Origin of the sequence: Xanthobacter pollutisoli (assembly GCF_040044995.1) — a bacterium.
In the GTDB taxonomy this organism is placed as follows: domain Bacteria; phylum Pseudomonadota; class Alphaproteobacteria; order Rhizobiales; family Xanthobacteraceae; genus Xanthobacter.
Genome location: NZ_JBDZDP010000001.1, coordinates 1 through 23742 on the forward strand (window position 1 = coordinate 1; position 23742 = coordinate 23742).

Annotated in this window: 21 protein-coding genes and 1 pseudogene; 10 read left to right on the plus strand and 12 right to left on the minus strand. The window is 69.1% G+C overall.

The features are described from left to right. Positions 1-156 (minus strand): annotated as a pseudogene (locus ABLE93_RS00005) (IS256 family transposase); the annotation flags it as partial. Between the two features lie 82 nt (positions 157-238). Between ABLE93_RS00005 and ABLE93_RS00010 the strand changes: the two are divergent. Together ABLE93_RS00010 and ABLE93_RS00015 are read left to right on the plus strand one after the other, a co-directional pair. Further along, positions 239-580, plus strand: coding sequence for an ATP-binding protein (locus ABLE93_RS00010; protein WP_348836929.1), 342 nt, complete (start codon positions 239-241; stop codon positions 578-580). Beyond that, positions 577-1221, plus strand: coding sequence for a response regulator (locus tag ABLE93_RS00015; RefSeq protein WP_348836930.1), 645 nt, complete (start codon positions 577-579; stop codon positions 1219-1221). The genes ABLE93_RS00010 and ABLE93_RS00015 overlap by 4 nt, the downstream gene beginning before the upstream one ends. A gap of 10 nt (positions 1222-1231) precedes the next feature. On the opposite strand, the gene ABLE93_RS00020 is transcribed toward ABLE93_RS00015, so the two are convergent. From ABLE93_RS00020 to ABLE93_RS00035, 4 genes are all read right to left on the minus strand, one after another. Next, positions 1232-4198 carry a bifunctional [glutamine synthetase] adenylyltransferase/[glutamine synthetase]-adenylyl-L-tyrosine phosphorylase gene (locus tag ABLE93_RS00020; protein ID WP_348836932.1) on the minus strand — a complete coding sequence of 989 codons (2967 nt, stop codon included), beginning with the start codon at positions 4196-4198 and terminating at the stop codon, positions 1232-1234. A gap of 169 nt (positions 4199-4367) precedes the next feature. Further along, entirely contained in the window at positions 4368-5756 is a 1389-nt protein-coding gene (locus ABLE93_RS00025; RefSeq protein WP_348836934.1) for an ATP-binding protein, read from the minus strand. A 37-nt stretch (positions 5757-5793) separates the two neighbouring features. Further along, a complete protein-coding gene (locus ABLE93_RS00030; protein ID WP_348836936.1) occupies positions 5794-6510 on the minus strand; it encodes a winged helix-turn-helix domain-containing protein in 717 nt (238 codons plus the stop codon). A gap of 350 nt (positions 6511-6860) precedes the next feature. Next, complete coding sequence (locus ABLE93_RS00035) at positions 6861-8432, minus strand: Do family serine endopeptidase (RefSeq protein WP_348836937.1); 1572 nt, start codon at positions 8430-8432, stop codon at positions 6861-6863. A gap of 324 nt (positions 8433-8756) precedes the next feature. Between ABLE93_RS00035 and ABLE93_RS00040 the strand changes: the two genes are divergently transcribed. Further along, complete coding sequence (locus tag ABLE93_RS00040) at positions 8757-10937, plus strand: transglycosylase domain-containing protein (protein ID WP_348838424.1); 2181 nt, start codon at positions 8757-8759, stop codon at positions 10935-10937. Here ABLE93_RS00040 and yidD read toward each other — a convergent pair whose 3' ends face one another. Further along, complete coding sequence (gene yidD / locus ABLE93_RS00045) at positions 10938-11306, minus strand: membrane protein insertion efficiency factor YidD (RefSeq protein ID WP_348836939.1); 369 nt, start codon at positions 11304-11306, stop codon at positions 10938-10940. It abuts the gene before it with no gap. 170 nt (positions 11307-11476) lie between these two features. Here yidD and ABLE93_RS00050 point away from each other — a divergent pair, with 170 nt between their 5' ends. Next, complete coding sequence (locus ABLE93_RS00050) at positions 11477-12079, plus strand: HD domain-containing protein (RefSeq protein ID WP_348836942.1); 603 nt, start codon at positions 11477-11479, stop codon at positions 12077-12079. An 8-nt stretch (positions 12080-12087) separates the two neighbouring features. On the opposite strand, the gene ABLE93_RS00055 is transcribed toward ABLE93_RS00050, so the two are convergent. Continuing rightward, positions 12088-12543: an iron-sulfur cluster assembly scaffold protein gene (locus ABLE93_RS00055; protein ID WP_348836944.1), complete on the minus strand. Its 456-nt coding sequence runs from the start codon at positions 12541-12543 to the stop codon at positions 12088-12090. A gap of 387 nt (positions 12544-12930) precedes the next feature. Between ABLE93_RS00055 and folE the strand changes: the two genes are divergently transcribed. The 5 genes from folE to ABLE93_RS00080 all read left to right on the plus strand — a co-directional run bounded on the left by folE (position 12931) and on the right by ABLE93_RS00080 (position 17579). Next, on the plus strand, positions 12931-13698 hold the full coding sequence (folE, locus tag ABLE93_RS00060; RefSeq protein ID WP_510182949.1) for a GTP cyclohydrolase I FolE: 768 nt from the start codon (positions 12931-12933) through the stop codon (positions 13696-13698). Between the two features lie 64 nt (positions 13699-13762). Continuing rightward, complete coding sequence (gene hisI / locus ABLE93_RS00065) at positions 13763-14263, plus strand: phosphoribosyl-AMP cyclohydrolase (protein WP_348836946.1); 501 nt, start codon at positions 13763-13765, stop codon at positions 14261-14263. Between the two features lie 431 nt (positions 14264-14694). Then, the gene (locus tag ABLE93_RS00070; RefSeq protein ID WP_348836948.1) at positions 14695-15639 is read left to right on the plus strand and encodes an AraC family transcriptional regulator; all 945 of its coding nucleotides are present in this window, start codon (positions 14695-14697) and stop codon (positions 15637-15639) included. 130 nt (positions 15640-15769) lie between these two features. Then, positions 15770-16846, plus strand: coding sequence for a patatin-like phospholipase family protein (locus tag ABLE93_RS00075; protein WP_348836949.1), 1077 nt, complete (start codon positions 15770-15772; stop codon positions 16844-16846). A 94-nt stretch (positions 16847-16940) separates the two neighbouring features. Further along, positions 16941-17579, plus strand: coding sequence for a flavin reductase family protein (locus ABLE93_RS00080; protein WP_348836951.1), 639 nt, complete (start codon positions 16941-16943; stop codon positions 17577-17579). Between the two features lie 49 nt (positions 17580-17628). On the opposite strand, the gene ABLE93_RS00085 is transcribed toward ABLE93_RS00080, so the two are convergent. From ABLE93_RS00085 to ABLE93_RS00095, 3 genes are read right to left on the minus strand one after another with little or no spacing between them, the layout of a single operon-like run. Beyond that, positions 17629-18726, minus strand: a complete 1098-nt coding sequence (locus tag ABLE93_RS00085; protein WP_348836953.1) for an alginate O-acetyltransferase AlgX-related protein — start codon at positions 18724-18726, stop codon at positions 17629-17631. Positions 18727-18741: 15 nt separating this feature from the next. Further along, positions 18742-20160, minus strand: coding sequence for an MBOAT family O-acyltransferase (locus tag ABLE93_RS00090; RefSeq protein ID WP_348836955.1), 1419 nt, complete (start codon positions 20158-20160; stop codon positions 18742-18744). 21 nt (positions 20161-20181) lie between these two features. Beyond that, a complete protein-coding gene (locus ABLE93_RS00095; protein WP_348836958.1) occupies positions 20182-20955 on the minus strand; it encodes an NAD kinase in 774 nt (257 codons plus the stop codon). Positions 20956-21145: 190 nt separating this feature from the next. Here ABLE93_RS00095 and cutA point away from each other — a divergent pair, with 190 nt between their 5' ends. Continuing rightward, positions 21146-21487, plus strand: coding sequence for a divalent-cation tolerance protein CutA (gene cutA / locus ABLE93_RS00100; RefSeq protein ID WP_348836961.1), 342 nt, complete (start codon positions 21146-21148; stop codon positions 21485-21487). Positions 21488-21506: 19 nt separating this feature from the next. Here the strand turns inward: cutA and ABLE93_RS00105 are convergent, their stop codons facing one another. Together ABLE93_RS00105 and ABLE93_RS00110 are read right to left on the minus strand one after the other, a co-directional pair. Beyond that, positions 21507-22553, minus strand: a complete 1047-nt coding sequence (locus ABLE93_RS00105) for an MBL fold metallo-hydrolase (RefSeq protein ID WP_348836964.1) — start codon at positions 22551-22553, stop codon at positions 21507-21509. Positions 22554-22721: 168 nt separating this feature from the next. Then, positions 22722-23735, minus strand: a complete 1014-nt coding sequence (locus ABLE93_RS00110) for an amino acid ABC transporter substrate-binding protein (RefSeq protein WP_348836967.1) — start codon at positions 23733-23735, stop codon at positions 22722-22724. Positions 23736-23742: the final 7 nt, after the last annotated feature.

The window sequence follows — 23742 nt, forward strand, 5'->3', positions numbered from 1 at the left end:
GTGATGGTCCATCTCGGCGTTCAGGGCGCGCTCGGCCAGCGCCTTCTTCAGATCGTCGAGCAGGCCATTGGTGTCGAAGGCCGTCTTGGGATCGGCACCGGCCAGCAACTGGTCCAGCAGTTCGTCAGGAATACGGGGGGCTTTGCGTCGGGCCATCGGGAACCTCCATAGGGTCCATCATGACCGCCCCCACACGAAATTCCTGACACTCCCCGTAGCGAGGGCTTCGAGGTGATCGGTGCGAACCGCGCTCAGATGCTCCTCGCCGCTCGCCAGCCTCTATCGCTGCATCCAGGAGGCCGTCACCAATGCCCTTCGGCACGGTGACGCGCACACCATCCGAGTCGAGGTCGCGGAGACCGGCGCGGGCGAGACGCGCACGCTCGCCCTGACGGTGACCGACGACGGCTCAGGCCCACCCCCTATGGTGGTTGAGGGATTGGGCCTCGGCGGCATCCGCGAACGGGTCCGCGCGCTCGGCGGCACCTGCCGTTTCGACCGCGGCGCGGACATAGGCGCCCGTCTCGCAGTCACCCTTCCCGTCCACCCCCGGCACAGGGAGGCGATCCGAACGCCATGACCCGCGTCCTCATCATCGACGACCACCCCATCGTGCTGCAGGGCTGCCGCATCCTGCTGGAAGACAGCGGCACCTGCGAGCTTGTGAAAGCCCAGAGCGCCATCGCCGGCTATCGCGCGTTCCGCCGCCAGCGGCCGGACATGGTCATCGTCGACCTCGCTTTGAACGGCAGCGGCCTCGCCGGCCTTGCTCTGGTGCGCCGGCTGCGGGCGCAGGCGGCGCGCATGCCCATCCTGGTCTTCAGCATGCATTCCGATCCGGTCATCGCCAGCCGGGCGCTGGAGGCGGGCGCGACGGGCTATCTGGTCAAGGATACGTCGGCGGCCGATCTCATCGACGCCTTCGAGAAGGTGCGTCGCGGCCAGCCCTACATCAGTCCGGACCTCGCCCTGGAGGTGGCCATCCTCGGCACCCGCGGACGCACCGGCGCGCTGGCGGATCTGACGCCGCGCGAGCTGCAGGCCCTGGCCCTTCTGGCCGAAGGCAAGGCCTATGGACAGATCGCCGATGACCTGGGCGTGAGCTACAAGACGGTGGCCAACACCTGCTCGCAGCTCAAGGCCAAGCTCGGCGCCACCAATCTCGCCGAGTTGATCCACCGCGCCATCCAGTATGTGGCTGGCGCGCCGCCGGGCCGCTAGCGTGCCGCGCTCAGCCCGCCGCGGTCTCCAGGATGCGCTCGAAGATGGCGCGCACCTTCGCCTGCGTGTCGGCGAGGTCGGCATCCAGCGTTGCGAAGTCGGGCATCTCTCCGGCGCGGGCGAGCAGCGCCCTGAGGGCCGGGCTCGCGTCCGCCGGCACCACATGGGCGTCGACCGACAGGCGCAGCACCTGGGTCAGGTCCTGGTAGAGCCGGCACGCCCGCAGCAGGATGTGCGCATCCTCCGGCGTCAACAGTCCGAGCCGCTCGGCGCAGACCAGGACGCGGGCGGTGGCGGTGTCGACGATCTCGGGAAAGGCATGGGCGTGCGCCAGCACGAGATACTGGGCGAGAAACTCCACATCCACCTGCCCGCCGGCGGCGTGCTTGAGATTCCAGTGGTCGTCCTCGCCCTTCTCTGCGGCGATGGCGCGACGCATGTCGAGAATGTCGCCGGCGAGCCGCCGCCGATCGCGCGGCTGCGCCATGACCGAGCCGATGACGCCGCGCACCACGCCGCCGAAGCCCGGCTGCGCGGCGATCACCCGCGCCCGGGTCAGCGCCATGTGCTCCCAGGTCCAGGCGTCGGCGCGCTGGTAGGCGGCGAAGGAGGACAGCCGTGTCGCCAGCGGGCCTGAGCGGCCGGACGGGCGCAGCCTCAGGTCCACGTCGTAGAGCTTGCCGGCGTTGGTGAGGGAGGTCAAAGCGGTGACGAGGCGCTGGGTCAGCCGGGCAAAGTATTGCGCGCCGACGAGCGGGCGCGGCCCATCGGACGTGGGATCGGCGTCGGCGTCGAAATCGTACAGCACGATCAGGTCGAGGTCGGAGCCGGCCGTCATCTCCCGCCCGCCCAGCTTGCCCATGGCGAGCACCGCCGTCTGCGCGCCGGCAATGGTGCCGTGGGCGGCGCGGAAGCGGTTTCCCACACGCTTGTGCAGGGCGCGGATGATGACCTCGGCCAGGCGGGCATAGGCCTCTCCCGCCCGCGCCGCCGGCAAGGTGCCCGAGGCGATGCGCACGCCGATGAGAACGTGCTGCTCCTGGCGGAAACGGCGGACGCGATCGAGCTCTTCCTCGTCGGTGGCCGCACTGTCGAGAAGGGCGTCGAGCCGGGTGGTGAGGCTCGCCTCGTCGGGCAGGACATCGAAGAAGGCGGGATCGAGCAGCGCATCGGCGAGGGAGGGGCGGCGCGCCAGCGTCTCCCCGAGGCGCGGCGCGGCAGTGAGGATGGTGGCGAGAAGGCGCACCAGATCGGGATGCCGGCCAAGGGCGGCGAGGAGGTGGGGACCGGGCAGATCGCCGAGGAAGCCGTCGGCAGCGATCAGCGCCCCGTCGGGGTCGCCGCCGCGGGCCAGCGCCTCCAGCATCAGCGGCACGATGCGCGCGAGATGGGCGCGCGCCGTCTCGCCCCTCAGCGCCCGCGGGGTGCCGGCGAGCCAGCGCCGCACGATGGCGCTCGCTGCGGCCGGGTCGCGAAAACCGAGCCGGGCGAGGGCGGCGAGGGTCTGGCGGTCGTTCTCGTCGGGCGGAAACACGAGGGCGGCGTCGAGCACGGCCGGCGGCGGCGCGTCCTCGAAAAGTTGCGCATAATGCCCCTGCACCAGGGTGAGGCGGGCGACCAGCGCGGCGGCGAAGGCATCGCGGTCGGCATAGCCCATAAAGCGGGCGAACGCCTCCATGGCCTCCCGCGTGTCGGGCAGGGCGTGGGTCTGGGCATCCGCCATCATCTGGATGCGGTGCTCCACCCGGCGCAGGAAGTGGTACGCTTCCGCAAGTTCGTCGCGCACCTTGGGCTCGATCCAGCGATGCTCGGTCAGCGCATCGAGGGCGTCGAGCGTGCGCGAGGTGCGAAGGAGCGGATCGCGCCCGCCGGCGATCAGCTGCTGGGTCTGGACGAAGAATTCCACCTCGCGGATGCCGCCGCGCCCGAGCTTCACATTGTGCCCTTCCACCGCCACCACGTCATGGCCGCGGAAGGCGTGGATCTCGCGCTTCATGGCGTGCACGTCGGCGATGGCCTGGAAGTCCAGCACGCGGCGCCACACGAAGGGGGACAGGTCGGCGAGGAACTGCCGCCCCACTTCGAAGTCGCCGGCCACCGTGCGCGCCTTGATGTAGGCGGCTCGCTCCCAGGTGGCGCCCTCCCGCTCGTAATAGGCCAGCGCCGAAGCGGTGGAGAGCGCGACCTGCGTCGAGCCGGGATCAGGCCGCAGCCGCAGATCCACCCGCAGGACATAACCGTCGGCCGTCCGCTCCTGCAGCAGGCGCACAAGCCCCTGGGTGATCTTCACGAAAAAGGGCGAGGCGCTCACGTCGGCGCAGAGCTGGGCCCGGTCGCGGTCGTAGACGACGATGAGATCGATGTCGCTGGAGTAGTTCAGCTCCCGGGCGCCGTGCTTGCCCATGGCGATGATGACGAGGCCGCAGCCGGCCTGCGGATCCGCAGGATCCGGCACGCAGAGCCGCCCGTTCCGCACCGCCTCGCTGAGCAGGTACGCGAGCGCCGTGCGGACCGCAGCATCCGCCACGTCGGTCAGAGCCGCAGTGACCTCCACGAGCGAGAACACGCCGCCGATATCGGCGAGGGCGATGAGCAGCGCCGCCTCCGCCCGCATGCGGCGCAAGGCACGCAACACCTCAGCTTCGCTTGCATGCGCGCAGCCGGTGGCGGCTTCGATCAGCGCGGCGAGATGGGCATGGGGCGGACGAGACAGGACACGCAGCAGGCGCTCTGGCTCGGCGCGCACCACCTCCGTGAGAAAGGGCGAACCCTCCATGACGCCGAGGCAAACATCGCGGGCCCGCGGGGCACGGTCAAACACCGCGGCGAGCGCGGCGCGGTCGTGCGCGGACAGCGCATCCGTCACGTTGGAAAGCTTAATCTTTGCCGTCTCGACATCGGTGAGGACCGGCGCCTCCCGCATCAGCAGGGCAAAAGGGGGCCGTTCGGCCGAATCCGGTTCCAGGGGCCAAAGCATGGTCCAGATTAAAGGCACCAGCGTTTTGCGTCGCGCAAGCCCTCTTTCGTAGGCGCAGCAAAGCTCGGGTGCGCCTGCGGGCGCGCGGTTAACCGCGCGTTGATGCGCCACCCTGCGGGGTTAACGCCGTCGCGCGGGCCCCAACGTCGGCTCGGCTCACGGTCCCCAGTCATTTCGTTGGCAAAACGAGGCGTGCGACGAGGCCGGGCGCGTTATCGGCGAAGGTGAGGCTGCCCCCGTGCAGGCGCGCGACGGCCCCCACCAGCGACAGGCCAAGGCCGGATCCGGGGCGCGTGCGGCTCACCTCCAGCCGCACGAAGCGCTCCACCACACGCTCCCGCTCCGAGGCGGGGATGCCCGGGCCGGTGTCGGCGACGGCGAGCACCGCATCGGGCCCCTCCCGGCGCAGGCTGACGGCGATGCGGCCGCGGCCGCCGCCGGTGGGCCGGCCGTATTTGATGGCATTGTCGATGAGGTTGGAGAGCGCCTGGGCCAGCAGTTCCTTCACGCCGTGCACCGTCACCGGCTGGGTCTCCACCACGAGGTCCAGGCCCTGCTCGTCCGCCAGGGGCTCGTAGAGCTCGGACACCGCCACGGCGATCTCGGCGAGGTCCACGTCGCCCATGGTCGCCCGCCCCTGCCCCGCCTCGGCCCGGGCGATCATCAGCAAGGCGTCGAAGGTGCGGATGAGGCCGTCGCTCTCCTCGATGGTGGTCTCCAGCGCGGCCCTCCAGTCGTCTTCCGTGCGGGCAGAGCGCAGGGCCTCCTCGGCGCGGTTGCGCAGACGGGTGAGCGGGGTCTTCAGATCGTGGGCGATGTTGTCCGATACCTCCTTGAGCCCCTGCATGAGGCCCTCGATCCGATCCAGCATGGCGTTGAGCGAGTGGGCAAGGCGGTCGAATTCGTCCTCCGTGCCCATCATGGCGAGGCGGCCGGAAAGGTTGCCGGCCATGATGGTCTCGGCGGTGGCGGTCATGGAATCGATGCGCTTGAGGACGCGGCGGGTGACGAACACGCCGCCGGCGAGGCCCAGCACGACGATGAGCAGCACAGCCCATTGCGCCGGCCGGGCGACCAGGTCGCGCAGCGTGTCGCGCTCCTCAATGTCGCGGCCCACCAGCAGGCGGTAGCCGCCGGGCAGGATCATGGCCTGCACGAAGGCGACGTGGATGTTGGTGCCCGGATCATCCGGCCGGTTGTAGGTGGTGAAGCGCGTTCCGGGACGGTCCAGCAGTCCGATGGGCAGGTCCGAAACGTTGGTGGCCAGCACCTCGCCCTGGAAATTCGCCAGCATGTAGATGGAGGAGCCCGGCCGCCGTGTGCGCCTGTCGATGACATAGACGAGGCGCTGGATGCCCCCGATGCGGTATTGGTCGGAGAGAAAGCGCACCTCGCGGTCGAGATCGTCCGCCACCTGCCCCTGGATCAGCTCGCGGGTGTGCCAGGCGGTGTAGACGATCACCGACACCGCGAACACCGCGAACACCACCAGATAGGCCGCCAGCAGCTTGAAGGCGGTAGTGCGCACGAGGCGGGCGGCGTGGCCGAGGGGACTCATTGGCCCGCGCCCTCCGCAAAGACCCGTGCCCGCTCGCTCACACCAGCCCCGCCCGCACCATGTAGCCGGCGCCCCGCACGGTGTGGATCAGCGGCACGTCGAAGCCCTTGTCGATCTTGGAGCGCAGGCGGGAAACGTGGACGTCGATCACGTTGGTCTGCGGGTCGAAGTGGTAGTCCCACACATTCTCCAGCAGCATGGTGCGGGTCACCACCTGCCCGGCGTAGCGCATGAGATATTCCAGCAGGCGGAACTCCCGCGGCTGGAGCTGGATCTCCTTGCCCGAGCGGGTCACGCGGTGGGCGAGGCGGTCGAGTTCGAGGTCGGCGACCTTGTAGACCGTTTCGGCGCCCTGGGAGACACCCCGCCGCGACAGCGCCTCGACCCGCGCCAGAAGCTCGGTGAAGGCGTAGGGCTTGGGCAGGTAGTCATCGCCGCCGGCGCGCAGGCCCTGCACCCGGTCGTCCACCTGCCCCAGCGCCGAGAGGATGAGCACCGGCGTCGTATGCCCGCGGCCGCGCAGCTCGGCGACCAGCGAGAGGCCGTCGCGGGCGGGGAGCATGCGGTCCACAACCATCACGTCGTATTTGCCGTCAAGCGCAAGGGCGAGGCCTTCCTCGCCGTCTGCGGCGTGGTCCACGACGTGGCCGGCCTCGCGGAAGGCCTTGCGCAGATAGTCGGCGGCGTCGCGGTCGTCCTCGACGAGGAGGAGGCGCATGGCGGAGAGGGGACCTGGATCGAGAATCGCTGTCATCACTCTAGCTCACCTTGCGGTCAGGGGAAGGCGGCGGCGGGCACCGATGTGGAGCGCGGGACGCCGGCGGAAGAGCCCGCGATGCCAGAGCGTTCCGAAATCCGCCGCGGCGAAGGCACCCGATTGGCCGCCGGCTTCCCCTCGCTGCGATCCGACCGTCCGGAGCGCGAGCGCTCGACCAAAAAAAAGCGGCGCGGGAAGCCCTCTGGAGCTTCCCGCGCCTGCGGAGCCGAAGCGGCGTCAGGGGCGATGGCGAACATCCGCCTCGGGTCCGGTGGTCCGGTGCCGGCGGGGGCCGCCGGCACGATGATTGGCTTCGGGCGCAAGCGCCCCGCCGATCTCGATCGGCGTCAGCCCTTGGCCTTGCCTTCCAGGGAGATGGCGACGAAGCGCACGCCTTCGCCGCTCTTCACCTGGATCAGCACCGCCTTGCGGTTCTCGGCCTTGGCGGCGGCGAGACCGTCACGCACGTCCTTGGGGGTCGCGACGGTCTTGTCGCCCACCTTCAGGATCACGTCGCCGGTCTTGAAGCCGCGCTGGGCCGCGGCGCCGGAGGGGTCAACCCCGGTCACGACCACACCCTCGCCGCCGGCGCCCTGAACGCTCTTGGACGGTGCCAGCTGGAGGCCGAGGCGCGGCAGGTCCTTGCCGCCGGCGCTGTCGTCCTCGCTCTGCGGGGCGTTGGTGCGCGACGCGACCTGATCGTTCGGGATCTGGTCGAGCACCAGCTTAACGTCCACTGGCTTGGTCTCGCGGATGATCGCGAGATTGACCTCGGTGCCGGGCTTCATCATGCCCACCTTGCGCGTCAGCTCGCGAGCCTCCTTGATGGGCTCGTTGTTGACCTTCACGATCACGTCGCCGGCCTTCAGCCCGGCCTTGGCGCCGGGGGTGTTCGGCTGCACCTGCGCCACCAGGGCACCCTCGGCGTCCTTGATGCCGAGGCCGGACGCGAGCTCGTCGGTCACCGGCTGGATCTGCACGCCGATGTAGCCGCGGGCCACGGTGCCCTTGTCGCGCAGCTGGGTCACCACGGTCTTCACCGTCTCGGAAGGAATGGCGAAGGCAATGCCCACGTTGCCGCCCGACGGGGAGACGATGGCGGTGTTCATGCCGATGACTTCGCCGTTGAGCGAGAAGGTCGGGCCGCCCGAATTGCCCCGGTTGATGGGGGCGTCGATCTGGATGAAGTCGTCGTAGGGACCCGAGCCGATGTCGCGGCCGCGGGCCGAGACGATGCCGGCGGTCACGGTGCCGCCGAGGCCGAACGGGTTGCCCACCGCGATCACCCAGTCGCCGACGCGCGGGGCGCCGTCCGCGAGCTTCACCCACGGCAGGTTGGTGACGTTGTTGATCTTGAGCAGGGCCACGTCGGTGCGCGGATCGGTGCCGATGACCTTGGCGACGAACTCCTTGCCGTCGGTGGTCGTCACATCGACCTCGTCGGCGCCGTCCACCACGTGGTTGTTGGTCACCACATAGCCGTCGGCGGAGATGATGAAGCCGGAGCCCTGGCCGACCACCGGACGCTCGCCGCGGGGACCCATGCCGCCGCGCGGGCCCATGCCCGGGCCGCCGGGGCCCATGCCGGGGCCGCGGCCTTCGCCGAAGCCGAAGCGCTTCAGGAATTCCTCGATCTGGGGCGGAACGTTGCCGCCGAAATTGTCGCCGCCGGCCATCTGGTCGCCGCCGTCCTTCTTCACCTTCACCGAGACCACGGCAGGCGAGACCTTCTCGACGATGTCGGCGAAGGAGAAGGTGCCGGCGGGCTGGGCGGTGGTGATCTGGGCGAGGGCGGGACCGCCCACGGGCGGCACGAACTGGCCGGCCACGACGCCGGCGAGCGCGAGGCCGACGACCCCGGCGAGAAGGGTACGGCGATGGCGCTTCGTCACGGAGGAGGTGTTGTCGGAGCGGGTCATGGGCGTTCGCGTCTCTCTGGTTGCTGCTCGAATCTGCCTGTCCCGGCAGGATCGAGGGTCAAGCTAGAAGCTGGCGCGTTACGGCAGTCTGGCTAAGGCATTAAGGTTCGGTAATGTGGCTCACGGCTGCGTGACGGGCGCCTTGCACCCGCCGGGTGGCTCGCGCGGACGCGCCGCCCGCGCTATAGAGGGGGCAGGAGCCACGGACGGGCGACGCGACGCGGGGGGCGGCGCGGCAGGCCATGCCCGCCGGGCCGCAACCGGGCCAGAAGCGTGACCGAGCCGAAGCGTCGTTCCTCCCTCCTTGAGCGCCTGCGCGGCCTCATGCTCGATTTTGACGCGCTGCTGGACAGCACGCTGTTCAGCCTCGGCGCCCGCGCGCGCAGCACGTTCTCCGCCTATTCCGCCTTCACCGAGCGCTTCAACCTCACCGGCGTTTCGCGCTGGGCGGTGGGCGCCGCATCCGAGGGCCTGACGCTGGGCACCGCCGGCGCCATCGCCATGCTTGCGCTCGCCATGCCGGCCTTCCGCGAGACTTCCGACGACTGGCTGAAGCGCACCGAGCTCGCCGTCACCTTCCTCGATCGCTACGGCAATTCCATCGGCGAGCGGGGGGTGAAGCAGAACGATACCATCCCGCTGGAAGACATCCCCGACCACCTGATCAAGGCGACGCTCGCCACCGAGGACCGGCGCTTCTACGACCACTGGGGCATCGACGTCGCCGGCACCTTCCGCGCCGTTGTCACCAATGCGCGGGCGGGCGGCGTGCGGCAGGGCGGCTCGTCGCTCTCACAGCAGCTCGCCAAGAACCTGTTCCTGTCCAACGAACGCACCATCGAGCGCAAGATCAAGGAAGCCTTCCTCGCCATCTGGCTCGAATCCCACCTCACCAAAAGCCAGATCCTGAAGCTCTACCTCGACCGCGCCTATCTCGGCGGCGGCGCCTACGGCGTCGATGCCGCCGCGCGCTATTATTTCGGCAAGTCGGTGAAGGAGGTGAACCTCGCCGAGGCGGCCATGCTCGCCGGACTCTTCAAGGCGCCGTCCAAATACGCGCCGCACATCAACCTGCCCGCCGCCCGCGCCCGCGCCTCCACCGTGCTCGACAATCTGGTGGAAGCCGGCTTCATGACCGAGGGCCAGGTGTTCGGCGCGCGGCGCAGCCCGGCGACGCCGGTGGACCGACGCGACGACGAGGTGCCGGACTATTATCTCGACTACGCCTTCGGCGAGGTGAAAAAGCTGGTGGACCAGCTGCCGCCGTCGGTGATCGAGCGGAATTTCATCGTCCGTACCGGCCTCGACCCCAACATCCAGAAGGTGGCAGACGCCGCGCTGGAGACTTCGCTCGCCGAATTTGGCCGCGACTACAAGGTCAAGCAGGGCGGCATCGTGCTCATGGAGCCCAACGGCACGCTCCGCGCCATGGTGGGCGGACGGGACTATGGCGAGAGCCAGTTCAACCGCGCCACCGACGCCTTACGTCAGCCCGGCTCATCGTTCAAGCCCTTCGTCTACACCGTGGCGCTGATGAACGGCATGAAGCCATCCACCGTCGTGCAGGACGCCCCCATCTGCCTCGGCAACTGGTGCCCCCAGAACTACGGGCGCTCCTACATGGGCTCCATCACGCTCAAGACGGCGCTCCAGCACTCCCTGAACACCGTCGCCGTGCGCCTCGCCGAGCGGTTCGGCCGCAAGCGGATCGTCGACCTCGCCCACCAGATGGGCATCAAGACGCCGCTGCCCATCAGCGCGCCGCTGCCCCTCGGCGCCGCCGAGGTGACGCTGTTCGACATGACCACCGCTTATGCGGTGTTCGCCAACGGCGGCAAGAGCGTTTACCCCCACGCGGTGGTGGAGATGCGCATCGGCAACGGCGACGTGGTCTGGCGGTTCGATCGCGATGCGCCCAAGCCCGTCCAGATCATCCCGCAGCAGCAGCTGTTCGACATCAACGACATGCTGAACAACGTGGTGGAGAACGGCACCGGCCGCAGGGCACGCCTCGTCAACGCCAAGGTGGCGGGCAAGACCGGCACCACCAACGCCTATCGCGATGCGTGGTTCATGGCCTTCACCGGCAATTACGTGTGCGGCGTGTGGTTCGGCAACGACGACTACGCGATGATGAACAAGATGACCGGCGGCTCGCTGCCGGCCATGACGTGGCAGAAAGTGATGGCCTATGCCCACCAGGGCATCGAGATCAAGCCGATCCCCGGCGTGACCTCGCCGATCCCGAAGATCGAGGAGCCGCCGCCCATGGTGAACGTGCCCGGCCTTTCGGAATCCGAGCGGCCGGTGACGCTCTCGCCGCGCGCGGCCGAGCGCCTCGCGGCTCTGGAGCGAATGCTGAAGGAATCCGAGCTGAAGGTGACGGACGCCGGTGCCACCGCCGCTCCCGCCGTTCCGCCCGCCCCGCAGTCCGCCCCGACGCAAGCGCCCTCGCCCGGCGCGCCGACGGCGACGCCCCTGCCCTCGGCGGTGCGCCGGAACTGATCAGTCCTGAGCGCCCGGCGCCTCGGGCGGCATGCGCCAGACCCCGTAGCGCCACGGGCGCCACCAGCGGGCGTCGGCGGGCAGGCGCTCCGGCACCGGGTCGTAGCCGTGGCCGCCCCAGGGATGGCAGCGGCAGATGCGGGCGGTCGCCATCACCGACCCCGCGAGCGCGCCGTGCCGCATCACCGCGTCCTCGGCATATTCCGAACAGGTGGGCAGATAGCGGCACTGCCGGCCCATGATGGACGAGAGCGTGTATCGATAGACCAGGATGAGCCCGCGCAGGGCAAGGCGCGGCCCCCGCCCGAGCGCGGCTCGAACCCGCCCGGCTGGCGTTCGCGAAAGCCCTGTCCCGCTGTCTCCCGCCATATCCGCCTCTTGGAACCTCGCTACGCCCGGGGCATGCGGCGCCTCACAAACGCCACGCTTGGCGCCCCTCATCTGCCTATCCAGCCTTCATGTCGAGGTCGGGGCCGCTGGTCCCGGCGACCCGCGCGCCCTCCTCTCTGGAGGTGGCCCGATGACGCGCGAGGAGTGGCATGACGCCAGACCCGGTCCCCACCGACGACACCGCTGCCCCGCCGCTCGCCCTGGTGGTTCGCGCGCTCGCTTTCGCGACGCTGCGCCACACCGACCAGCGGCGCAAGGGACGGCGCGCCCAGCCCTACGTGAACCATCTGGCCGAGGTCGCTCTGCTGGTCAGCGAGTCAACCGGCGGGACGGACGCGGAGCTGGTGGCGGCGGCTCTGCTCCACGACGTGGTGGAGGACCAGGGCGTGACTGCGGCCGAGATCGAAAGCACGTTTGGCGCAGACGTGGCCGCGCTCGTCATGGAGGTGACCGACGACAAGGCGCTTGAGCCGGCCGAGCGCAAGCGTCTGCAGATCGTCCATGCACCGCACCTTTCGGCGCGGGGCAAGGTGCTCAAGCTCGCGGACAAGACCTGCAACCTACGCTCGCTGGCCGAGGATGCGCCCGAAGACTGGAGTTTCTCTCGCGCCCGCGCCTATGTGGAATGGTCCCGGGCGGTGGTGGCCGGCCTGCGCGGCAGCAACGCCGCGCTGGAAGCCGCCTTCGACGCCGCGGCGGAAGCGGCGATCACCGCTATCGAGGCACGACGTCTGGAGCGCGCGGAGGGCTGAGGGTGGAGTTATTCGGCTGCATCGGTTGCGCGGCCGCGGGCAGCCTCGATCTGGCCGATGGCGTCCACCACCGCATCGAAGGTCAGCATGGTGGAGGCATGGCGCGCCTTGTAGTCGCGCACCGGCTCCAGCACCTTCAGATCGTCCCAGTTGCCGGCGGGGGGCGGGCCGTTCTCGCGCAGCATCTTCCACATGGCCTCGCGCACCGCGCGCAGCTCGTCCGCCGTCGCGCCCACCACATGGCGCGCCATCAGCGAGGATGAGGCCTGCCCGAGGGCGCAGGCGCGCACCTCATGGGCGAAATCCGTTACCGTGTCGCCGTCCATGACCAGATCGATGGTGACGGTCGAGCCGCACAGCCGAGAATGGGCGCGCGCGCTCGCCTGCGGCGCCGCCAGCCGGCCGAGCCGGGGGATCTCCGCGGCGAGGGCCAGGATGCGGGCGTTGTACACGTCGTTGATCATGGGCAGATTCCCGGACCATGGGGCGGGCGCCGCTGCTGCGCACCAGGGCGCGGGCGTATCGGCGCGCCCTTCGCCTTCTTATATAGAGACGGGATCAACGGACGCAAAGACGCGACCCCGCCACGGTCTTGCCGCGCCCGACAGGGTGTCGCAGACAAGGCTCGATATGGGGGCCGGCCTTGCGAAAATGCATCCCCGGCCCCATCATGGAGCTTGGGCCCGGCGTTCGGGCCCGGAGTGAGGAACGGACGGCAAAGCCACCGCCGGCAGGTCCGGCGGGGCGCGGTTTGAGCGACACCGCGCATGCGTAGCCCGACGACCGGTGACACTCCCGCGTTTTATGGATCACAGCGTCCATGGCGCGGGTCGAACGGAGTTGGTGGTCTCATGGACGCGGTGGTCAAATTGTTCAAGGCGCAGGCCGAGAACGAAGAGCGAGAGCGTCTGCGCAAGGCAGGCGAGATCCGGGCGGGCGAGATCCGGGCGGGCGAAATTCGCTCGGGGGATGTGAAGGCCGTGGCGGCGACGCCGGATGGCGCTCCCCCCTTGCCCAAGGTTCATCCCCCCTTGTCCGACGGCACGCCGCGCCCCTCGCGGGCGGAGGCGGAGGCCGCGGTGAAGACGCTGCTCGCCTATCTTGGCGAGGACCCGGCGCGCGAGGGCCTTCTGGACACGCCGAAGCGCGTGGTGAAGGCCTATGACGAGCTCTTCTCCGGCTATGGCGAGGATGCCGACGCCTTGCTGGAGCGCACCTTCGGCGAGATCGGCACCTTCGACGATTTCGTGCTGCTGCGGGACATTCCCTTCCACTCCCATTGCGAGCACCACATGGTGCCCTTCGTGGGCAAGGCGCACATCGCCTATTTCCCGGTGGAGCGCGTGGTCGGCCTCTCCAAGATCGCGCGGGTGGTGGACATCTTCGCCCGCCGCCTGCAGACGCAGGAGCATCTGACCTCGCAGATCGTCAATGCCCTGGACGACGGGCTTAAGCCCCGCGGCGTGGCGGTGATGATCGAGGCCGAGCACATGTGCATGTCCATGCGCGGCATCACCAAGCAGGGCGTCTCCACCCTCACCACCCAGTTCACCGGCGCCTTCCGGGACGACCCGGCGGAGCAGGTGCGCTTCATCACCCTGGTGCGCTCCAAGAGCTGACCGCGCGGCGCCGACACGAAGGCGCTCCTGCGGCGCGGGAGCGCCATTACGTGCGAGCCGATCCATGAGCGCCGACGCCACGTCCTACGCTTTCCCCGCCCCCGGCACCGGTGCGGCGCTGGAGGAGGAGACAGTTCTCTCTCCGCGCTTCGACGCCAGCGGCCTCATCACCTGCGTCGCCGTGGATGCGGCCACCGGCGAGGTGCTCATGCTCGCCCATATGAATGCGGAAGCCCTCGCCCTCACCATGTCCACCGGCGAGGCGCATTACTTCTCCCGCTCCCGCGGCAAGCTCTGGAAAAAGGGCGAGACCTCCGGCCACACCCAGAAGGTCCGCGAGATGCGGATCGACTGCGACCAGGACGCGGTCGTCATCAAGGTGGAGATGGGCGGCACAGGCGCGGCCTGCCACACCGGACGGCGCTCGTGCTTCTACCGCTCGGTGCCGCTCGGCGCGGCGCCCTCCGCCGACACCCGCCTCGCCTTCACCGGCGACACGCCGCGCTTCGATCCGGCCGCCGTCTATGGCAAGGGCGACGCGGACGACCACGGGCACGATCACTGAAAGCGCGCTGGTCGTTTCCCGCCTTCGGCCGCTGAAGCGGCAACCCGGCGCAGCGCCGGGCCCGCTGCTTGCGGGGATAGGGCTGCAGGCACCCGCGCTGCGCCGGCAAGCGGTCGTCTTCGGCCTGACCACCCTGATGGGGCCTCGCAAGGCGGAACCGCCAGCTCTTATCGTCCATTGGCCCTGTGCGTTCTCGGCATTGCGCGCACCGTGTCCGCGCAACGGACGAAATGGCGGAGTATTCCCCCTGAAGAACGGGAGCGGACCACGGCGGCTGCTCACGAAAGTTGACGTTCCGGCGTAGCGCCTGCAATCCTGACGGGGCGGTTCACCGCAGACCCTCCCTTTACGACATGGAGACGAGGAGAAGTCCTTCTCCCGCTCCTCAGGCAAGCGCCGCTCCGATGACGCACGCTGACGTTCTCAGGCCCATGATGTTCAACACCGCCGACGTGCCAGAGGCGGAACGCATGGCCTTTGTTCGCGATTACTACGGACCCATTCTGACCGGGCTCGAACTTGCGCCCGTTCCTGACAATCCGTTCGGCATCGCCGCCAGCTTCCTGCAGCTTCCCGGGGCGATGGTCGCGCACGGGCATTCCGGCGCCATGGTCTCGCAACGAACCAATGCGCTGTTGTCCGATGGCATCGACGACTTCTGCATCTGCCGGCCGGCCAAGGCATATCGCGTCGACACGCCGGCAGGCCGCACGCTCGAGGTCGGGGCCGGTGAAACCGGCATCTGGACGCTGGGTCAACGCTCTGCCACCCACGTTCAGCCGGACACGAAATTCCGCACCGTGCAGTTGTCGCGCGCCCTCCTGCGGTCGCTGGTGCCGAACGTGGACGACATCAACCTCACGCGTCTTCCTGCCGGCAATCCCATGCTGGACCTCATGTTCAGCTATGCGGACCTCGTGGCGGAACAACCCGCCATCTCGTCGGTCACGGGAATTGTGCTCGCCGGGCAGCTCGCCCAACTCGCCGCGCTTGCCATCAATGGAGAAGCCGACAAGAACGGAGCTCCGGCGCGCACCAGCGTCAGGGCCGCCCGCCTTGCGGCGGCGAAGGCGGCGACGCAGGCCGCGTTGCATCAGCCTGGACTTTCCACCACAGCCATCGCCGCGCGGCTCGGGATCAGCCCGCGCTATGTCCAGATCCTGTTCGAGGAAGATGGCGAAACCTTCTCTTCCTACGTCACGCGACTTCGCATGGAGTGGCTGCGCCGGATGCTCGAGGACCCGCTCCACGCCCACCGGCGCATCTCCGACCTCGCGTTCGAGGCCGGCTTCCGCGACCTCTCCACCTTCAACCGCCAGTTCCGCCGTTATTTCGGCAAGGCGCCATCGGCCGCCCGGCGCCGAGAGGTGCCATAGGGTGCCACGCTTCCGACACCAGACTTTAGTACTTGCCCGCTAGCATGTTCGCGCGCCTCGATGGGCGCAGCCTTTGGGGGGGCGATGTGCGATTCGGGGTGTCGCTGCGGCGGCACAACGGGAGGTGTGCATGTTTCAGTCCCTCCACTGGCGAACCGGCCCGGCTGGCGGCCCAAAGCCCGCTCTCCACACCGCGGCCGGTGCCGCCGACACCCTCGCCCCCGATACGGCCCCACCCGATCTCGACACCCCCTCGCGCCCCGCGTCACGAACCGGCAGCGGCGCTCATCCCTCCATCGGTCTTGCCCTGGGCGGCGGCGCCGCGCGCGGCTTCGCCCACATCGGCGTACTCAAGGTGCTGGAGCGGGAAGGCATTCGCCCCAGCGTCATCGCCGGCACCTCCATCGGCGCGGTGGTGGGGGGCATCTGGGCGGCGGGGCGTCTTGACGCCCTCGAGGACTGGGCGATCAGCCTCACCAAGCGCAACGTGCTGGGGCTTTTGGACTTCAACCTCGGTGGCGCCGGCCTCATCGGCGGGCGCCGGCTGGTGGAACTGATGCGCCGCAACGTAGGCGGCGTCTCCATCGAGGATCTCCCGGTGGTGTTCGCCGCCATCGCCACCGAGCTCGGCACCGGCCACGAGATCTGGCTCACCCGCGGCGATTTCGTGGAGGCGATCCGCGCCTCCTACGCCCTCCCGGGCATCTTCACGCCGGTGAAGATCGGCGGGCGCTGGCTGATGGACGGGGCGCTGGTCAATCCCGTCCCGGTCTCCGCCGCCCGCGCCATGGGCGCGCGCATGGTCATCGCGGTGAACCTGAATTCCGACGTGTTCGGCCGCGGCACCGTCATCCAGGACCATGGCGGCGTCGTCGAACGCGTCGCCGAGATGGCGGTGGCGGAGAAGAAGGATGGCCTCGCCGGCATCCTCAGCCCGGAGCGGCTGCGCCGCCAGTTCTTCGCAGGACCGGTCGGCGACGGCCCGCGCGGCCTTTCCACCGTGATGATCGACGCCTTCAACATCACCCAGGACCGCATCGCCCGCTCGCGCCTCGCCGGCGACCCGCCCGACGTGACGCTGTCGCCGAAGCTCGGTCGCATCGGCCTCTTCGAGTTCCAGCGGGCCAAGGAGGCCATAGCCGCCGGCATGGAAGCCACCGAGCGTGCGCTTGAAGACATCAAGGCGGCCATGGTGGCCCTCGGCTGAGCGCGGCGCGGGCGCGAGCCATGCGCGTGAGGCGGTGCACTGCGGGCGCGGGCCGGGCTAAGGTGCGCCGCCTTTTCCAGGAAGATCACAGCCCATGTTCTACGAGCCCTCCAAGCGCAACCACGGCTTGCCCTTCTCCCCCCTCAAGGCGATCGTCGCGCCCCGGCCCATCGGCTGGATTTCGTCGCTGACGCCGGAGGGCGTCGCGAACCTTGCCCCCTATTCCTTCTTCAACCTGATCTGCGAGGCGCCGCCGCTGGTGATGTTCTCCTCCGCCGGCTTCAAGGACAGCGCGGCGAACATCGAGGCCACCGGCGAATTCGTCTGCAATCTCGCCACCCTCGATTTGGTGGACGCGGTGAATCTGACCTCGGCACCGGCCCCGCGCGACGTGAGCGAGTTCGACCTCGTGGGTCTCGAGCGCGCGCCTTCCCAGCTGGTGAAGCCGCCGCGCGTGAAGGCCAGCCCCTGCGCCCTCGAATGCGTCTATGTGGAGACCTTCCGCCCGCGCGGGAAGGACGGCAGCCAGCCGGACCAGCACATGATCATCGGCGAGATCGTGGGGGTCTATGTGGACGATGCCGCCATCGTGGACGGGCGGGTGGACATGCGGGTCATGAAGTCGCTCGCCCGCTGCGGCTATCTCGACTACGCCTGGGTCGAGGAACTGACCGAGCGCGAGCGTCCCCCCGGCGGCGGCATGGACCTGAAGGCACGCGCGCCGGCGTCCTGAGCAGGCCTTGCGCAGCCCGCCCCTCACGCCCTCCCCAGCCGGCGGCCCCTCACTCCGCCGGCGTGCCCCTGCAGGGCATGGCGCGCTCGGTGGGAGCGTAGATCAGGATGTCCGGCCTGAACTTCTCGATGGCGCTCATCTCGAAGCGGCAGTAGCGGTGGTGCATCCAGGCGTAGGCCGAGGCCTGCGACTGGCCGAGGCCCCGCCATGAGCCCTGCGAGAAGCTGTCGCCGATCACCATGATGCGCGGGCCGGCATGGCCCGTGTCGATGGCGTAGGGCGGGAAGGGATCGCTCGGCGGCACCGGCTTGAAGATGCCTTCGATGAACTTGGGGTTCTTCGGCGCCACCATGGGACCCTTGGGCGGGAACGTCACGTCCGGCGGATCCGGCACGCGGGACTGGGTTGCGCGCAGAAGGTCGCCGGTGACGCGCGGCTCCGGCGGGCCGAGCGCATCGTCGGCCTTCACTTCCAGCTCGGGCCGCCCGGCGGCGGCCATGGCGGCGTTGAAGCCGAGTAGTTGGCCGCGCTGGTTCCAGTGGGTGTCGTAGCGCCAGTGCACCGGGCCGGTCTTCTTCGCCTCGGCCAAGATGGGGCGCATGTCCACGAAGGTGATGCCGGCCTGCTTCATCGCATCCGTAACGAGGTCGTATTCGGTAGGCGCCTTCTTCAGCCGCCGGGCGTAGGCGGGCAGATACTCGAAATTGGTGGTGTGACCATTGGGTGGAACGAGCACCACAAAGCGTCCGCCGCGCGCCGTCATGAAGGCGTTCATGCGCTCGGCCAAGGCGACGAGATTCGTCGCTGTTTCCGGCCGCACCAATTGGCCGAGGGACTGCTCCAGCGCGTGCTCGTCCTTCAGGAAGAGGGAGCCGTTCTCGCCCTTCAGTGCGAGGTCGCCCTGGGTGTCGCCGATGAAACGCACGTAGGAGCGGTGCGCCGCCAGGACCGCCCCGCGGAAGCCGAAGGCGTTGTTGATATAGGGGTCGAGGCGGCGCGCCGCCTCCTCCCACCAGCGCGCCTCCGGCGCGGTGACGGTGCGGATGGGGGCCGGTACGTCGGGGGCCACAAGGCCGATGGTGGGCAAGATGAGGATGGCGAAGAAGATCACCGCCCACCAGCGGCGGAAGGACATGAGAAGCGGCATGGCGCGTCCCTCCCCTCAGAACCGGAAATAGAGGAAGGGCGAATAGGTCGCCGCTCCCACCGACAGCACGCAGAGCACGAACAGCCCCCACACCATCAGAGTATCCGTGGCGCCGAACAGCGCCAGCCGCAGCCTCGGCGCCAGGGTCCGCCCGCGCGGCCGCGGCAGGCCGAACATGGCGAGCGGCCAGGCCAGCACCAGGATCGCGAGCGTGACCGGCTTCAGCTCCACCTCCAGCTGGGCGGAGAGATAGCCGGCGCCGTTGAGCCCGGCGAGGCCCTGGAACAGCTCCATGGCTTCCGGCAGACTGTTGGCGCGGAACCAGACCCAGCCCGCCAGCACCACCAGCAGCACATAGGCATGGGAGAGAATGCGCGGGGCGCTCTTCAGCCACGCGCCGAAGCGGGTGCGCTCCAGCACCAGGAAAGTGCCGTGGTGGGCGCCCCAGATCACGAAAGTCCAGCTCGCCCCGTGCCACAGGCCACACAGGAGGAAGACGCTCCACAGATTGACCGCCGTGTGCAGGTGGCCGTGCCGGTTGCCGCCGAGAGGAATGTAGAGATAGTCGCGGAACCAGCTCGACAGGCTCATGTGCCAGCGGCGCCAGAAGTCCGAAATGGAGCGCGCGCCGTAGGGCAGGTTGAAGTTGCGCGGGAACTTCAGCCCCATGGCGATGGCGAGGCCGATGGCCATGTTGGAATAGCCGCCGAAGTCGAAATAGATCTGCAGCGCATAGGCCGTGACGCCGAGCCACGCCTCGCCGAGGTTGGGGGCCTGAGCGCTGTCGAACACCGCCGCCACCACGGGCGCCACCTCGTCGGCAATCAGCACCTTCCACGAGAGGCCGATGACGAAGATGCGCAGCCCCGCCGAGACCCGCCCGAGCGTGGTGCGCCGATCCCGCACCCGCCGGGCGATGGTGGAATAGCGCACGATGGGACCCGCCACGAGCTGCGGAAACATGGTGATGTAGACCGCGATCTCCTCGAACCGTCCGTTGGCCGCGGCTTTGCGGCGGTAGACGTCGACCAGGTAGGAGATGGCGTGGAAGGTGAAGAAGGAGATGCCGAGCGGCAGCGCCGGATGCACCACCGGCAGGGCCAGCCCTGCGGGCGCGAGCAGCACATTGAGATTCTCGGCAAGGAAGCCGGAATATTTGAAGGCGATGAGGCCGGCGAGATTGGCGCCCACCGCGACCGCCAGCACCTTCAGCCGCCATCGTTCGCTGCGGGCGTCTATGGCGAGGGCGAAGAGGTAGTTGGCGACGATGGAGACCGCCAGCACCGCGACATTGGCGAGCCCGCCCCAGGCGTAGAACACCAGCGAGAAGACCAGCAGCACCACGTTCTTCGCGCGCACGCCCGGGGTCGCGAAGTAGCACAGCAGGAAGGCCGGCAGGAAATAGAAGAGGAAGGTGACGGAGGAGAAGACCATGGGGTGCCGGACGCCGGGTCCTCAGTAGACGAACTGCTCGCGCAGGATGCGCTCTTCCAGCCCATGGTCGGGATCGAAGAGCATGTCCACGGAGGAGGAGGAATCGAGCCGGGCGGAGACGGCGATGATGTCGCGCACCTCGAAATGATCGGCCGCCGCGCTCACCGGCCGCTTGTCGGCCTCCATCACGGCGATGTCGATGCGCGCCTTGTCCGGCACCAGCGCACCGCGCCAGCGGCGGGGGCGGAAGGGCGAGATAGGGGTCAGCGCCAGCAGCGCCGTGCCCAGCGGCAGGATCGGGCCATGGGCCGAGAGATTGTAGGCGGTGGAGCCGGCGGGAGTGGCGACGATGACGCCGTCGCAGATCAATTCCTCCAGGCGCACCTTGCCGTCGATGGAGATGCGCAGCTTCGCCGCCTGGTAGGACTGGCGCAGCAGCGAGACCTCGTTGATCGCAGGCGCGCGGTGGCGCACGCCGCTGGCGTCCACCGCCTCCATCAGCAGCGGATGGATGGTGACCGGCTGCGCGGCGGCGAGGCGCTCCACCAGCCCGTCCTCGCGGAAGGTGTTCATCAGGAAGCCCACCGAGCCGCGATGCATGCCGTAGATCTTCAGGCCGCGGTCGCGAAAGCGGTGCAGCGTCTGCAGCATGAGGCCGTCGCCGCCAAGGGCGACGATCACATCCGCATCCTCTTCCGCCACCTCGCCGTAGCGGGCGACGAGGCGCAAACGCGCCGCCTCCGCCTCCGGCGTCTGGCTCGATACGAAGGCGATGCGTTGAAAAGGTGCGCTCATCTCGGCGTGGGTCAGGGTGCGGAACGGGGGTGCGTCGGTCGGCGATGGCCCGGTCGGCGGGCCGGCAGCGCGAGGCGCCACGGACCGGTCTAGCCGTCCGGCCGGCTTCTGTCGAGGCGCGGCACGCCACCCCGCCCTTTCGTCCGGGGCCGCAGGTAAGATGACATCACAGACCGCGACGGAGAGTCCCGTGACCCACGACCCCGCCCAGCCGTGCCTCGTCTACACGACCTTTCCCAGCCTTGACGATGCGGAAACGACGGGCCGGGCGCTGGTGGAGGCGGGGCTTGTGGCCTGCGCCAACATCCTGCCGGGCATGGTCTCGCTCTATCGCTGGGAGGGCCGCACCGAGCGCGGCGACGAAGTGGTGATGCTGCTGAAGACCACCGCGGGCCACGCCGCCGCGGTGGTGGAGGCGGTGCGGGCCCGCCATCCCTATGAGCTGCCCGCCATCGTGGTCCTGCCCATCGCAGGCGGTCTGCCGGCCTATCTCGACTGGATCGCCGGCGAAGTCGGCGGGACGGGCGCCTGACCCGCCCGCCGCAGCCGGCTCAGAGCACGGGCCGCCAGTAGGTCGGCACGTAGCGATAGCCGTCGCCGTCCTTCTCCAGATAGGCGGCGCCGGGGAACGGGAAATGATATCCGGCCACCAGCATCCGGTCGGCGGAGAGCTGGTCGAAGGTCTTGCGCCGTACGGCCTCGGCCGCCGCCGGGTCCATGTCGAACATGGCATGCCAGCCGGGATTGCGCACGAACAGCGCCGGAAGGTTGGTGATGTCCGACTGGATGAACAGGCCATCCGAGCCGGAAGCCAGCGTGTAGGAGGTGTGGCCGGGGGTGTGGCCGGGCGTGCCCACGGCCACAAGACCCGGGGCCAGCTCCTTGTCCCAGCCGTAGCGCTCCACCTTGCCCTCGAACGGCTTGAAGACGCGCCGCACATTGGCGAACGCCCCCTTCAGGCCCTCGGGAGCGCGGCTCATCTGGCCCTCATCCATCCAGAACGCCCATTCGCGCTCGGGCACCATCAGCTGCGCCTTGGGGAAGGCGGGGGCGCCGTCGGCGGTCAGCAGGCCGTTGATGTGGTCGCCGTGGAAATGGGAAATCACCACCTGGTCGATGGCGGCGGGATCGATGCCAAGGTCGGTGAGGCTGCCGTTGACGAGACCCACGGGGCCGGGCTTTCCGCCGTTGCCGGTGTCCACCAGCACCTGACGCCCGCCGATGTTTAGCAGCAGGACGGTGAAGGAGATGGGAATCTGGTTCTCGGGCAGAAAGGCCGACTTGAGAGCGGCGTTGACCGCCTCCTTCGGCTGATTGCGAACGAGGGTGTCGGACAACGGCATGACACGCATGCCGTCGGAAATGGCGGTCACCACCACGTCGCCCACCTTGTAGCGGTAGACGCTCGGCACCTGCGAGGAGGGCCTGGAGGCCGGTGCGGTGCTGACGGCGGCTGCGGCGCCCTGGCCCGGAGCCGGGGGAGTGCCTTGGGCGCCCGCCGTCGGAGCCGGGGCTCCCTGGGCGAAGGCGGTACCGGTGCCGGCGGCAAGGGCAGTGGCGGTACCGGCCAGAACGGTCCGGCGATTCACCTCGGTCATCCAGTTCTCCTCGGGCCTGCTGCCATTTCGGCAGGACGCGCGCGGGAGATTAGGCAAGCGGTAACCCGAGGTCGATGCCGCTCGGTAAGGCCAAGCCTCACATCGTCGCGAGCATGGAAGCGCTGGTCAACTCGCGAAGGCGGCCGGCCCGAAGGCCGGCCGGATGCATCAGCGGATCGGCGGGGCGTACTGGATCCCGCCCATGCTCCACAGCTGGTTGATGCCGCGCGGGATGCCGAGCTTGGAGGCGGCGCCCACGTTGCGCTCGAAGCTCTCGCCGTAATTGCCCACCGCCTTGACGATGCGCACGACGAAATCGTTCGAGACGCCCAGCTGCTCGCCGAAATTGCCGTCGGCGCCCACGAGGCGCTTCACCTCGGGCTTCTGGGATTTCAGCGCCTGATCGATGGTGGTGGTCGCCACGCCGAGCTCCTCGGCATTGATCATGGCGAACACGGTCCACTTCACGAGGTTGAACCACTGGTCGTCGCCCTGGCGTACCACCGGGCCAAGGGGCTCCTTGGAGATGACGTCCGGCAGAACGATGTGGTCGCCGGGCTTCGCCATGGTCAGGCGCAAAGCGTAGAGCTGCGACACGTCGGTGGTGAGGGTGTCGCACTTGCCCTCGTCATAGGCCTTCACCAGCTCGACGCTGGTGGGCAGGGTCACGAGTTCGAGGGCCATGTTGTTGGCGGCGAAAAAGTCCTTGGTGTTGGACTCGGCGGTGGTGCCGGCCTGCACGCAGACCTTCGACTTGTCGAGCTCCAGGGCGGACGTGACCTTGCGGTCGTCCCGCACCAGGAAGCCCTGGCCATCGTAATAATTGATGGCGGTGAAGAGCAGGCCGAGCTTGGCCTCGCGCTCCAGCGTCCAGGTGGAATTGCGCGACAGCACGTCGATGTCGCCCTTCGAGAGCGCGCCGAAGCGCTCGTCAGCCGAGAGCGGCACGAACTTCACCTTCGCCGGATCATTGAAGATGGCGGCGGCCAGGGCGCGGCACACGTCCACGTCGAAGCCGGACCACTTGCCCGTGGCGTCCGGGGCGGAGAAGCCGGGGAGGCCCTTGGAGACGCCGCAGGCCACCTCGCCGCGGTCCTTCACGCTCTTGAGGGTCTGCGCCGGGGCCGCCGTAGCGCCGAGCGCAAGGGTCGCGCCGGCCAGAAGGGCCAGGATCGTCTTCATGAATTCC